Origin of the sequence: Desulfobulbus alkaliphilus, assembly GCF_016918545.1 — a bacterium.
GTDB lineage: Bacteria > Desulfobacterota > Desulfobulbia > Desulfobulbales > Desulfobulbaceae > Desulfobulbus > Desulfobulbus alkaliphilus.
The window spans coordinates 22,788-35,160 of the sequence record NZ_JAFFQC010000002.1; the positions used below are offsets into that span (position 1 = coordinate 22,788).

General features: G+C 56.6%; 13 protein-coding genes. All 13 read right to left on the reverse strand.

Going from position 1 to position 12,373, the window contains the following annotated elements; translation table 11 throughout:
* Positions 1–109: 109 nt before the first annotated feature.
* Positions 110–1,846, reverse strand: coding sequence for a complex I subunit 5 family protein (locus JWG43_RS01180; RefSeq protein ID WP_205240982.1), 1,737 nt, complete (start codon positions 1,844–1,846; stop codon positions 110–112).
* On the reverse strand, positions 1,843–3,339 hold the full coding sequence (locus JWG43_RS01185; protein ID WP_205240983.1) for a complex I subunit 5 family protein: 1,497 nt from the start codon (positions 3,337–3,339) through the stop codon (positions 1,843–1,845). The genes JWG43_RS01180 and JWG43_RS01185 overlap by 4 nt, the downstream gene beginning before the upstream one ends.
* Positions 3,339–4,790, reverse strand: a complete 1,452-nt coding sequence (locus tag JWG43_RS01190; protein ID WP_205240984.1) for a proton-conducting transporter transmembrane domain-containing protein — start codon at positions 4,788–4,790, stop codon at positions 3,339–3,341. The genes JWG43_RS01185 and JWG43_RS01190 overlap by 1 nt, the downstream gene beginning before the upstream one ends.
* On the reverse strand, positions 4,787–5,083 hold the full coding sequence (locus JWG43_RS01195; protein WP_205240985.1) for an NADH-quinone oxidoreductase subunit K: 297 nt from the start codon (positions 5,081–5,083) through the stop codon (positions 4,787–4,789). Before JWG43_RS01195 ends, JWG43_RS01190 begins: the two co-directional genes overlap by 4 nt.
* Positions 5,080–5,778, reverse strand: coding sequence for an MnhB domain-containing protein (locus tag JWG43_RS01200; protein WP_205240986.1), 699 nt, complete (start codon positions 5,776–5,778; stop codon positions 5,080–5,082). Before JWG43_RS01200 ends, JWG43_RS01195 begins: the two co-directional genes overlap by 4 nt.
* Positions 5,775–6,041 (reverse strand): Na(+)/H(+) antiporter subunit B, encoded by a 267-nt coding sequence (locus JWG43_RS01205; RefSeq protein ID WP_205240987.1) that lies wholly within the window; start codon positions 6,039–6,041, stop codon positions 5,775–5,777. The genes JWG43_RS01200 and JWG43_RS01205 overlap by 4 nt, the downstream gene beginning before the upstream one ends.
* Before the next feature lie 2 nt (positions 6,042–6,043).
* Positions 6,044–6,364: a monovalent cation/H(+) antiporter subunit G gene (gene mnhG, locus JWG43_RS01210; RefSeq protein ID WP_205241153.1), complete on the reverse strand. Its 321-nt coding sequence runs from the start codon at positions 6,362–6,364 to the stop codon at positions 6,044–6,046.
* A 7-nt stretch (positions 6,365–6,371) separates the two neighbouring features.
* Positions 6,372–6,713 carry an MrpF/PhaF family protein gene (locus JWG43_RS01215; RefSeq protein WP_205240988.1) on the reverse strand — a complete coding sequence of 114 codons (342 nt, stop codon included), beginning with the start codon at positions 6,711–6,713 and terminating at the stop codon, positions 6,372–6,374.
* Positions 6,710–7,246: a Na+/H+ antiporter subunit E gene (locus tag JWG43_RS01220; protein WP_205240989.1), complete on the reverse strand. Its 537-nt coding sequence runs from the start codon at positions 7,244–7,246 to the stop codon at positions 6,710–6,712. The genes JWG43_RS01215 and JWG43_RS01220 overlap by 4 nt, the downstream gene beginning before the upstream one ends.
* A gap of 670 nt (positions 7,247–7,916) precedes the next feature.
* On the reverse strand, positions 7,917–9,587 hold the full coding sequence (locus JWG43_RS01225; RefSeq protein ID WP_205240990.1) for an ABC transporter permease subunit: 1,671 nt from the start codon (positions 9,585–9,587) through the stop codon (positions 7,917–7,919).
* On the reverse strand, positions 9,578–10,639 hold the full coding sequence (locus tag JWG43_RS01230; protein ID WP_205240991.1) for an ABC transporter ATP-binding protein: 1,062 nt from the start codon (positions 10,637–10,639) through the stop codon (positions 9,578–9,580). The genes JWG43_RS01225 and JWG43_RS01230 overlap by 10 nt, the downstream gene beginning before the upstream one ends.
* 223 nt (positions 10,640–10,862) lie before the next feature.
* The gene (locus JWG43_RS01235) at positions 10,863–11,882 is read right to left on the reverse strand and encodes an ABC transporter substrate-binding protein (RefSeq protein ID WP_205240992.1); all 1,020 of its coding nucleotides are present in this window, start codon (positions 11,880–11,882) and stop codon (positions 10,863–10,865) included.
* 278 nt (positions 11,883–12,160) lie between these two features.
* The gene (locus JWG43_RS01240) at positions 12,161–12,334 is read right to left on the reverse strand and encodes a hypothetical protein (RefSeq protein ID WP_205240993.1); all 174 of its coding nucleotides are present in this window, start codon (positions 12,332–12,334) and stop codon (positions 12,161–12,163) included.
* Between the last annotated feature and the right edge of the window lie 39 nt (positions 12,335–12,373).

Genomic DNA, 12,373 nt, shown 5'->3' on the forward strand with positions numbered 1-12,373 from the left:
GCGTGCGGACGGATGCCCCGAAGGGCGGCTGGTAAAAGATGCCATCAAGGATTCCACTGCAATTATAACACGATTACAGCAAGATATATCCAAAACAAGAGTCCAGCCGTCACGGATTCAGGATAGATGCAATGAGACCGACGGCAAGCAGCAAGGCAAAGACAAGAGCGGCGTTACGCCGCAACAGGTATTCAACATCGCTGCGCTCCAGGCGGGTATCGGCCTCAACCGATTTTCGCTGGTGCCGGATCTGACGTCTCCAGATAAAAAAATGAGTAACCTTCAGCAAGACGTACTGGAGAAAATTCCATACCCCCCTGGCCGCCATCGGAAATACAATAATCAAATCACCTTCCGGCACGGGCCAGGAACGGAGAAATCTGCTGGCGCAAACAGCCAGCACCAGACCGACCAGCACCGGCCAGATAAGGTCAGGCAGATAAATCGGGTCCGGGGGTATTCCTGATATCGTCGGCACCCAGGGCAGCAGAATAAGGCCGACCACGCTGACGGCGAGGAGTAGTCCCCAGCCCAGCCATTGAATGCCGGAAATTTTTGCGCGCGGCTCGCTTTGCGACAGGAGCCACAGATACCGGGCGATCAGGGTGGTGGTGCCGATGGCGGCAAGACTCAACAACAGTGGCAGATAACGCCACCAGGTCGGTGTTGCGATGCCAGCCTCGAGAACGATTTTGAGACTGACCTTGGCCACCGCTCCGCTCACCATGGGCCCGGCAAGCGACAATCCTGGCAGGGCAAGGGCCAGCCATAATCCGAATCGCCAATGCGCTGCAGCCTGATTGGCCACGCCGACCCCGAGAAAGAGGGCTCCCTTTGCCAATCCATGGTGAAAAGCATAGAGAGCGAGCGCCGGCGCCAGGGCCGGCCACAAGGCCGGTTGATACAGGCCGGCTCCGATGCCGGCGGTGATGAGCCCCATCTGGCTGATGCTTGAATAGGCGAGCACGGTCTTGGCCTTGCGCTGGTGCACCCCGATCAGCGCTCCTCCAAAAGCCGCCACAAAACCGGTTGTAATGACACCCAGGCCCCATTGCGGCAAGGCGACCAGGCCAAAGGGCAAGGTGGCCATCCAACCGAACAAACCGGCCTTGATCATCGCCCCGGAAAGCACGGCGCTGGCGGGAGTCGGGGCTGCAGGGTGAGCAAGCGGCAGCCACATATGTACCAACGGCACCCCTGCTTTTACCCCGAATCCGAGAAAAAAACAGGCGATGATCAAATCGCGATACGGAGCATCCATCACGGCAGCGGGAATGTCAGCCAGCATTGCAGCCAATGGCGCGGCCGTCCGGCTGGCGGCAAGCAACAGGCCGGCGATGATCAGGCCTTCACCAAGGATGGCCATGATGAGATAGACCCGGCCGGCAAATAAGGCCTCAGGGTCGCGGGAATGAATGATCAGCCCATAGGCGGCAAAGGTCATCAGGGCAAAGCCGACATAAAAGGTGACGACATCAACGGCAAGGAGCAAGGTGAAATTTCCGGCCATGGTCGCCAGCCATGCCAAACGAAAGGACCCTGCCCGCTCATCGTTGACCAACATGCCCTGACTGTATAGACCGGCACCCAGCCATAACAAGGCGGTGAAGGCGAGAAAAACCCGTGTCAGGGTATCCATGGCCAGGGCGCTGCCAAAGAGCAGCCAACTCAGTTCGACCCGCATGCCGGTCTCCCCGAACAAGACCAGCAGCACAGCCGGTACCGCGGCCCACGGCGTCAGGACTTCGACACGTGGCCGCAAAGCCGGCACGCACCAGAACAACAGCAGGAGCAGCGGCAGAATCGGTGCCAGCACCAGGCCAAAGGCGGTCATGGTCGCGTTCATGGCAGCCCTCCCCTGGTGACGACAACTTCAGCCCAATGCAAAGGGGAAAAAGTGAGCCCGGCGAATACAGCGGCAGCGATACAGAAACCAGCGGTAATCAATGGCGGCAACAGCAGCCATGGGTGGGTATCGCGGTGAGAGAGAAATTGCTCCTCCGGCCAGGGGCTCACCTGGGGCCGAAACCAGATACGATGAAGGATGGGGAGAAAATACGCGGCATTGAGTATACTGCTGGCAACCAGGACCACTATCACCCAGCCCGCTCCAGCTTCCAGGGCACCTATGCCAAGGTACCACTTGGTGACAAATCCGGCCAGCGGCGGTACCCCTATCATGCCGAAAGCGCCAATGGAGAAAGCGATACTGGTCGCCGGCATCCGCCGACCGGTGCCGTCCAGTTCATCGACATGGTGCACTCCCAAGGTTTCAGCGTAGTTACCAGCACAGAAAAACAGGGTAATTTTCATCAATCCCTGATGAACGAGGTGTACCAGGCCACCGGCAAGGGCCACCGGACTGAACAGGCACAGACCAAGCACCACATATGAGACCTGACTGACGGTGGAAAAGGCGAGCCGCCGCTTGAGATCGTTCTGGGACAGGGCGCGAACAGATCCATAGAGGATGGTCGCGCCGGCAAGCCACCCCAGGGGCTCGAGCACTCCCAGTCGCCAGGCGAACTCCACTCCATAAACATCATGGACCACGCGAACGATGCCAAAGGCGCCGGCCTTGACAACCGCTACAGCATGCAACAAGGCGCTCACCGGGGCCGGCGCGACCATGGCGATCGGCAGCCAGCCATGGACCGGCAACAGAGCTGCCTTGACCCCCAGTCCGGCAATGAGCAGCATAAAAAGCACGATCAACAGGGGTGAGTATTCCGGGGCAAGCGAGGGCAATACCGTGGCCTTTGCGAACTCGATATCCCCGACAAGTCCATGCAACCCCGCTACCCCAAGCAGCAGAACCGCTCCGCCACACAAGGTGTAGATAAGATACACCCTGCCGGCACGTAAGGCTTTTTCCGTGCCGCGATGGACCACCAGGGGATAGGTCGACAGGGTCAGCAGTTCATAAAAAAGAAAAAAAGTGAACAGATTGCCCGCCAGGGCAATGCCCACCGTACTGGTCACGCACAAACTGAAAAAACCAAAAAAACGGCTGCGGTTGGGTGAATCTTCGAGATAGCCGATGGCATAGATCGTCGTGAATAACCACAGCACCGATGACAGGCCGCTGAACATAATGCCCAAGGCATCGGCCCGCAGAATGAAGTGCACGCCCTGCACCAGGGGAAAACGGAATTCGTACGGGATGCCCGCCAAAACGCCGAACTGCATCCACACCACCAGGGCCAGTTTAACCAGGGCAGCGGTGAGATTGAAGATGCCACGCAGGCGATGACGATGCTCTCTGAGCAGGAAAATACCAATGGCCGCCAGAAAGGAGGTGCTGACAACAGCTACCGGGAGCAAGGTCTGGCCGTCCATCAGCCCCCTCCCGCGAAAGGTCCGCCGATGCGCAGCCAGGTCAGCGGTACCTGGGAAACGAAACCGAGGACCAGGCTCGCACTGGCGAGAATAAAGGCCGAGAACTCCTGGGTCAATGGCGGTGTCCGAAAATGATCGCGAAGGGGTCCTTCGATAAACGAATGACCTAGCACCTTGATCACATAGGCAGCACTGAGCAGACCACCGATGAAGAGCACCGGCAACCAGACCCACTGCCCGCTCGCCAGCGTACTCTGCAAGAGCAGCCACTTGGCGTTAAACCCGCCACTGGGAGGCAGTCCCGCCAGGCTGACCCCGGCAACGCCGAAACTCAGCAGGGAAAAAGGTCGAAAACGGCAGACACCGGCCAGGTCGGCAATTCGGGGACTGCCGATGGCAAAGACCAGGTTCCCCGCGGCCAGAAACATACCCGCCTTGGCAAGCGCATGCGAGATGAGCATCAGCATCGTGGCATCCCAGGCCAGTACTGCCGCGGTCGCCGCGGTGCCGGTGACAAGCGGAAAAAACAGAAACAGATAGCCTACCTGGGCCACGGTTGAATAGGCCACCAGGTGCTTGAGCCGGTTCTGGCGTAAGGCCATCCAGCCACCCCAGAGAACAGCCCCGGATCCCATCAGGCCCAGTATCCAAGCCAGATAAACCGGCAGGACAGCCACATCAAGGGTCATCCAGAGTCGCATCAGGATGTACAGCGAGGCTTTGATCACCAAGGCCGACAACAAGGCGCTCACCGGAGTCAGAGCACCGCCATGCGCCGGAGGCAACCAGCCATGGAGTGGAAAGAGTGCTGTCTTCAATACCAGGCCAAAGGTCATCATGACCAACGCGATCAGTACGGTTGGCAGGCCGATTCCATGCAATGCAAGATCAGATAGGGCAAGACTTCCCAGTTCGCCATAGATCAGGGCTACGCCGATCAGGTAGGAAAGCGAACCCAGCAGAGCAGCAAGCAGATACCGCATTGCCGCGGCAAGGGATTGCGCATTGCCGCTCAATGCGACCAGGCCGACAGCGGTCAGGCCGAGCAGCTCGACCCCCACATACAGGTTAAAAAGATCGGTCGACAGCCAGATGCTGTTCAGGGCCGCCCACATGAACCACAACAGCGGCCAGAAGCCTTCTTCCTCCGGCTTGCCGCGCAAATAGGCCGCGGCCTGCACCGCACAAAACATGGTCACCAGTGCGGTGAGCACTGCCATGACGGCGGTAAACCCATCCGCCCGCAGCCGAATGCCCAGGGGAGCGGCATACCCGGCCAACGCATGGACAAGTATTCCCAGCCTGATAACTTCAACGAGTGTATATATGCTGATCAGACTGAGAAAAACGGCGGCAAGCAGACTGCCAGGAGCCCGCCAACGGGTGGGCAGCAGGAAGATGACAAGGGCAGTCATGAGCGGTAGCACGACCAGCCAGGGAAGCGGGTTCACACGTCCTCCGGCAGGATACTTTCTCCGCTTACCCTGAACCAGCGCCGGAAAACCACCAGAGCCAGGGCCGTGGAAGCGACTGCAACGACAATGCCGGTCAGCACCATGGCCTGTGGCACCGGGTCAACACCGCGATCATCCTGGGCCAGGCCCACAAGCAGGAGAAAACTGCCACTGCCCATGATGTTGAAGGCAAGCAGACGACGCACCAGATGGCGGTGCATGATGAACCCGAACAAACCGAGCACGCACAACCCGACACCTATCCAGGCATAAAAGGCAGCGACACTCACTTTCGGAACCTCCGGCGTCGCTCAGGCAAAAGTGGACCATCCTCCTGCGGTGGAGCGAGCTGCAAAAGCGATACCAAGGCCAGGGCAATGGACAGGGTCACGGCGCATTCGATAAACAGAATCAGACTGCCGGCAAATTTCGGCGGATAATCGAGAAAGGCACGTCCGGCAATCAAGCATCCTGTACCGACCGCGACGAAAACCGCCAGTCCGGCAGCCAGGACAACCCGTAAGCGCATCGGATGCTCCATCCAGTTGAATCCAACCCCGGCCAGGCGAAGCAAAACGCCTGCCGCGGCCAGGACCGCTCCGGCCTGAAAAGCACCTCCGGGCATACTACTGCCTGCCCACAACAGGTATGCGGCGACCAGCAGCATCAGAGGCAGCAGCCAACTTACCACCGCACGCAAAAGTGGATTGGCAAGGCCCATGCGATCCGGACCATCGGGCTGCGCCTCACGCAGAGCCATCGCCACCACAACCGCCACCAGGAGCACCGCCACTTCAAGCAGGGTATCATAGCTGCGAAAATCCAGCAGCACAGCGGTGACGGCATGGCTGACCCCCGTCTCGGGTAATCGCTCTGCCACCTGAGCAGGGAGATTGCCTTCAGGCAAGGATCGGTTGATAATCGCGACCACCAGGACAACACTGACCGTCAGGCAGGCAAACAAGGCAGCAAGCAGGCGGATCACGGTTTCTCCTCCTTGACGGCGGCGGTAAAACGGCGCCGCAGATAGCCCAGGGTATCCAGAAGCAGCACACCAGTGAGACCGGCTCCGATAGCGGCTTCGGCAAGGGCGATATCCGGAGCCTCCAGTCGCACCCAGACCAGCGCCATGAGTAAACCGAAAACAATAAACATGACAATGGCACGAAACAGGTCGCGGGAAGCGAGGACGCATATTGCTGTTGCGCACAGCATCAGGCCAAGCACAAGATCAAACCAGCCCATCATTATTATTTCTCCCGGGTCTCCCCCTGCGTTGACCACGGTACACTACCGCGTCTTCTCGCCGCGCGGGCGACCAGATATCCGGAACTAGCACTGGCAATCAGCGCCAGCATCCAGATAAGCAGCATTTTACAGGCTGCAGCCAAGGATTCCGCACCCGGCAGAAGGCCCAGCACAATAAGGCCAAGGCCAAGGTTATCCGCCTTGGTAAGGGCATGGATGCGGGTGTAGACATCGGGAAACCGCAGCAGACCAACCGAACCGACCAGGAAAAATCCTGCGCCCACGATGATCAAAATCAATTGGATTGCAGCCAGGAGATTCATGATCCGTTCACCGGCCCGGATATTGATCATCTTTTTGTTGACTGCGCAGCTCTGAGCCATCTGGACGAATCAAATCAACATCACCACCATCCGCATCCGGCTCCCACACCCGGGCTACAAATGCCAGCACCGCCAGTACCGCCAGCAAGGCCAGTACCAGGGCAACATCACGCAATGCCGGCAGCCCGGACTTGGCGGCCAGTACCAGGAGGATCGCAATACCGGTCGTGCCAAGCAGCTGGGCGGCCAGCATACGATCGGCAAAGCCAGGACCCCGCCAGATGCGCACCAGACCGATTCCCAGCGACAGCATCAACACTATGGCGATTCCAGTCAGGGCACTGTTCATGATGCCGCCACTGAAGATGGAATCTGCCCAAAGAGCAGGGCAAGATGACGTTCAGCCTCGCGAACATCAGCAACAACATCCAGGCCCTCGTCCAGACAGTGCAGTTCAAGGGTCCGGCCGTCGAGGTGGGCACTCAAGGTGCCAGGCAACAGGCTGACCACCAGCATCAACCACCAGGTGGGCGCACCGGCTGGCAGCATCAACGGTACACTCAGAATCGCGGGCTGCAAAGGCAGGCTCGGCCTGACCGTCCGCACCGCGACGTCCCACCCGGCCCGCAGCGACTGGACAAGAAAAAAAAGGAAAAAACCTGGAAGGCGATGGACACGCAACCTATGAGTCGCGGGCGGGGTCAGCAGCAGACTGCAGCAGGCTATCATTAAGGCAGATAGTATACCAAAAACCCACCCTCCCTGATTCTCGGTCAGCACCCACCAGATAACCACAAGCAGTGCGGTTCGTATCAGGACCGCGAGCAGTTTGTGACCATGCCGCGAGTTACGATTGATCCTTGGAATTTTTTCTAAGTGCAAGCATCCACCTCATGCCTGTTTTTGAGGAGCAGTAAACCAAAGGTTGCCCCCGTCATCCGGACTATCCAATGCACTGTCCGGTACGATAGGAATATTCAAGCCCTGCTGTCAATACCCTTGAGCCTCTTACACTATGAATCGCTGGCGACTTTTGTAGTCATTTCCGTGTAGACGGAAAGTGAAAACTCCCTGATTTTCCACGGATTGAAGTTTCGATGACAACCTTGGAAGCGACAAAACCGTCTGTTTTGTACAAAACTCCCTTGAAGGCTAAACAGATCCAACCAACATGGCTGGATCAGATTGGTCAGCCACAACGGACAATGAAAGGTCGGAACTCCGGCATGGTACCGCCACCGGGACCAACACTTTCATACACCTGAATCCGTGACGACTGAACGCTTGTTTTGGACATATTTTGCTGTAATCATTTTATAATTGCAGCGGAATCCTTGGTAATACCTTTCACCAGCCGCCCTTCGGGGCATCCGTTCGCACGCCATCTTCATTGCCCGTAAGTCACGAACAACGAAGCTGACGAACGGACGAACGCTCACGGATTCAGGATATAAAAAAGGGGACAGATTCATTTTCGTCGCTTAGGCTCAGCGGCAAAAAATGAATCTGTCCCCTTTTTTACAGAGAAGAAGAGAGAAAACCGTGCTGGAATTCAGCGAATCAAGGTAACATGCCGAAATCCTAAAACATTAAGAATGATCCTGGCCATCAGCAAAGCGATAATCACCACGGCCATAATGCACACCGAAAAGGCGGCCGCCTGATTCACCGCGCCGCGATCTTCGAGCATCAGCACCGACACGGCCGCGACCTGGGTGGATGGGGTGATGAGAAAAATCACCGCGGAGAGCGTCACCATGCTGCGCATAAAGAAGAACACCGCGATACCCACCAGGGTCGGCCACATCAGAGGCAGGGTTATTTTGCCCATGGTCCGCAGCAATGAAGCCCCCAGGGTTGCCGAGGCCTCATCAAAGGAGCTGCTGATCTGTTTCATGCTGGTGGAGGCAATCAGAAACCCCTGGGCATGATAGTAATACACATTGCACAGGGCAATCAGCAGCAGGGACCCGTACAAAAAAGACAAAGGGGTATCCGGTTTGTTGAACGCCAGCACATATCCCAGGCCGAGAACCATGCCGGGGACCGCTGCCGGCACGATGCAGAGAAAAGATAAAGGGGCTCGGACAAGGGTGGCGAATTTTTCAATGACATAGGCGGCCAGTCCGGTTGCCGCGACCCCGATTCCAGCTGCCATCAGGCCAATATAAACGCTGTTCCAGAGTGGCTGAATCCCGTTTTGCACGTCAAAGGCATAATGACGCAGGGAAAAACCCATGTGATACGGCCACAGGTGCGTGAAGCTGGCAAAAATAACCACCCCCACCACCATGAGAATCACTGCACAGATCAGCAGAGCATAGACTGTAAACACGGTGTCGCGCAATCGATCTGGCCGGAGTTGCAAAGGAAGCGACCCGGCTGAGATCTGTGCATATTCCCTTTGATGCACCCATTTTTCTCCGGCCACGGCCAGAGCCACTGGCAGCAGCAGCACCATGCCGATGACCGTGCCGAGTTCAAAGTTGGCCTGTCCTATCACCTGATTATAGACCTCTGTGGCCAACACACTGTAATCACCGCCTACCACCATGGGATTGCCGAAATCAGTAATCACCAGGGTGAAAACCACAAAGGATGCCGCAATAAGGGCAAAACGGGACGAAGGCAGGGTCACGGTCAGAAAAGTCCGGAGGCGGTTGGCCCCCAGAATACGGGATGACTCGTACAGGCGATTGTCCGCTGTTGCCAGTGCAGCCGAAAAAATGAGAAAAGCGTAGGGAAAGACATAGAGAATACTGGCAATGACAATCCCCCAGAAACCGTATATGGAAAAATCCGTGCCCAAGGTCCTGTTGACCAGGCCATTACGCCCCAACAGCAGAACCAATCCCTGCGCCTGAACCAGGGAAGGAGCAAAAAGAGGCACCAAGGCGATGAGGCGCAGGAGATTTTTCAACGGCAGACAGGTCCGCTGCACCGCGTAGGCAAAAACATAGGCCAACACCACAGTGACAACCGTGGTGGTCAGAGTGACCGCGAAACTATTGTATACCAGGCGAAGAAATCGTTCCGTTCCGAGGACCGCGGCATAATTGGCCAGGCCCAATCCTTCGGGGGTCTGAAAACTGCGCCCGAGAATATGGATAAGGGGATACAGGACAAAGACGACCAGAGGAACGGCTATGACCGTTGCCAGCAAAACCTTGAACAGGGTCTCGCCATGCAGTGACCGCGGCCAACCAAAACTCCTCATTGCCATTCGAGAACACGTACAGACTGGAATGGAATATCGATGAACCCGGGCATTCCCACCCGCAGATCCTCATGGACACCCTGCATTTCGGCAACAATACGCAGCGTTTCCCCATTGCACCATCCCTCATCGGGATGGCAACCGGTGTTGTTTGCCTGTACCCGTACAGTGACCCGGGTGAGGTTTCCCAGCCGGGTCACCTGGTCGATAACCCCAGCCAGATGGCCGTTTTTTTTCTGGTCACTGACCAGCCTGATGTCCTCCGGACGTATGCCCAGAATCCTCGGTTGCCCACCGGTGGGATGTGTGCCAATGGGAACGGGAACACCCAGTCCGGCGGGCACCACGTTCATTCTGCCGAGAAACTCAGCCACAAAACGATTTTCCGGCTGCTGGTACAGGATCATTGGCGGACCGCTCTGCATGACCCGGCCGTTTTGCATGACCACAATGATATCGGCCATGGTCAGAGCCTCTTCCTGATCATGGGTGACCATGATGGTGGTAATGCCCAGGTGCTGCTGCAACAGGCGGATTTCTCCCCGTAATTCCTCGCGAACCTTGGCATCCAGAGCGGAAAGAGGCTCGTCAAGCAGCAGCATCTCCGGTTTGGGAGCCAGTGCCCGCGCCAGGGCGATCCGCTGCTGCTGCCCACCGGAGAGCTGGTGGGGAAATTTCTCCGCCTGATCCTTGAGATGGACCATTTCGAGCATTTCCTCCACCCGCTGCACAATGTCCTTTTTGCGCCATTGCCGGCACTCCAGACCATAGGCGACATTGGCGGCAATGGTCATGTTGGGAAACAGAGAATAGGACTGGAAAACCACTCCGAAATTGCGTTTGCGCGCGGGAACGGAAAAGAGATTCCGACCGGCAAGACGCATATCTCCGCTATCGGGCCGCTCCAATCCGGCAATCACCCGCAGCAAAGTGGTCTTGCCGCATCCGGATGGACCGAGAAAACAGACCAGAGCTCCATTCTCAATGGTTATGGACACATCGTCCAGGGCTTTAATTCGACCAAATCGTTTTGTTATCTGCCGTAGTTCAAGGGCCATACCCATCACCTGCAATGCCTAATCTCCTGCTCGAATACCGTTAATCCCGCCGCCCCGAAGGGCGGCGGGTGACGACATATTGCAAAGAAAATCGCCGCATTTATAACCTATTTACAGTTAAATATACTCCAAACAAGACTTAAGCCGTCACGGATTCAGGTAAAAATAACAAGGGGCGCCGGAGTGACGGTATGCAGGGGGCACGATCGCCCCCCTGTGTACATCATCTCTCCAGTTTCTGTTGCCACTGCTGCAGAATGCGATCCCGATTGGCCGCGGACCAGGAAAAATCCATATCCACCATTACCGAACCAATATCTTCGGGAAGACCGGCCTGACGGAACGATTCAGGCATGGTGCCACCGCTGACCGTGACAATCTCTTTCCAGATGTAGTATTCCTTGACAGCAGCATCGGAAAGCGTCCAATCAATGAAGCGCTTGGCAGCCTCCTTGTTGCGGGAGCTTTTCATCAGCCCCGTTGCCTCCAACTCATTACCGGCACCCTCAGCCGGGATAACCATGGTAATCGGATATCCCTCCTGAATATTTTTGATGGCCCGGAGAGCAAAGGAAGCGCCGACGGCAAATTCTCCCGCACTGGCCGAGTTACACGGCCGCGAACCACTTTTGATGTATTGGGCGATGTTGTTGTCCAGTTGCTGCAGGTATTCCCAGCCCTGTTCTTCTCCTTTCATCTGCAGAATCGAGGCGATCTGCAGATATCCTGTTCCTGAACTGGCCGGATTGGGCATAACCACTTCCCCTTTGAAAGCAGGATTGAGCAGATCCTCCCAGGAAGACGGCATGGGCAGATTCTTGCGGGACAACACCTCATTGTTCACACAAAATGCTGCCATGTATCCGGTAGTGGCAAACCAGCGATCATCGTCGGCACGGAAACGGGCCGGGACCTTGTCAATACCTTTGGGCTGATACGGTTCGAGCATATCAAGGATACGCGGGTCAACCATATTGGTCACCGCCCACCCCCAGATGACATCGTGACGCGGATTGGCTGCCTCAGCCAGCATGCGGGCATGCAGATCCCCGGTGGAAAGACGCAGCAAGTGCACTTTTAGATCAGGCAGATCACGCTGCATAGCGGCAAGAAACGCAGCGGCCTCGTCTTCCTCGTAGGAGGTATAAACGGTAATTTCGTTCGCCCGGGCGGCAACGCACGGCAAAAGCACCGCCAAAACGACCAGATGGAGCAGGATTTTTCTGCACAGAGCAATGGACATGACTGGATTCTCCTTCTCATGAATGATTGATGAGACAAATACCGTATCTCGTACGGTTTGATTGGTCCGTCAATCTATCCGGGAACTGTGAGCAGGAGGTTAGCGAATGATGAGAATTGGGTAAGATGTGTCTTTCTGTACAACCTTTGCTGGAGAACTCGTGCATCCATCAGCCATCGCATTTTACCGGGTGATGGAACAGGTGATTGGCAAGGGTCTGGGCAGGGATGAGGGGGCAGCAGTTTTCGCTCCGGCCAGTTCCTTCTCATGCGTTGGTATCATTGCAAAAACCGGATTCTATTGAAATCCGCAAGCCGGACAACTTCGATGTGCTCGTACAGTTTTTCGGCCAGGAACAACACATTCGGGGCTGCATCCGGGTTACGGACATGGGCAACGAAACGAATCGGCAGACCCACTCTCTCGGCCAGTTCGGATAAACAAATCAGCATGGCCGAACCGACCGCGCCAAGACCAAAAAAAAACGATCT

Excerpts from the sequence above, each read along its gene's own strand:
- JWG43_RS01180 (WP_205240982.1), bottom strand. The coding sequence starts at position 1,846 with ATGAACGCGACCATGACCGCCTTTGGCCTGGTGCTGGCACCGATTCTG.
- JWG43_RS01185 (WP_205240983.1), bottom strand. The coding sequence starts at position 3,339 with ATGGACGGCCAGACCTTGCTCCCGGTAGCTGTTGTCAGCACCTCCTTT.
- JWG43_RS01205 (WP_205240987.1), bottom strand. The coding sequence starts at position 6,041 with ATGATGGGCTGGTTTGATCTTGTGCTTGGCCTGATGCTGTGCGCAACA.
- mnhG (WP_205241153.1), bottom strand. The coding sequence starts at position 6,364 with ATGAATCTCCTGGCTGCAATCCAATTGATTTTGATCATCGTGGGCGCA.
- JWG43_RS01215 (WP_205240988.1), bottom strand. The coding sequence starts at position 6,713 with ATGAACAGTGCCCTGACTGGAATCGCCATAGTGTTGATGCTGTCGCTG.
- JWG43_RS01225 (WP_205240990.1), bottom strand. The coding sequence starts at position 9,587 with ATGGCAATGAGGAGTTTTGGTTGGCCGCGGTCACTGCATGGCGAGACC.
- JWG43_RS01230 (WP_205240991.1), bottom strand. The coding sequence starts at position 10,639 with ATGGCCCTTGAACTACGGCAGATAACAAAACGATTTGGTCGAATTAAA.
- JWG43_RS01235 (WP_205240992.1), bottom strand. The coding sequence starts at position 11,882 with ATGTCCATTGCTCTGTGCAGAAAAATCCTGCTCCATCTGGTCGTTTTG.
- JWG43_RS01240 (WP_205240993.1), bottom strand. The coding sequence starts at position 12,334 with ATGCTGATTTGTTTATCCGAACTGGCCGAGAGAGTGGGTCTGCCGATT.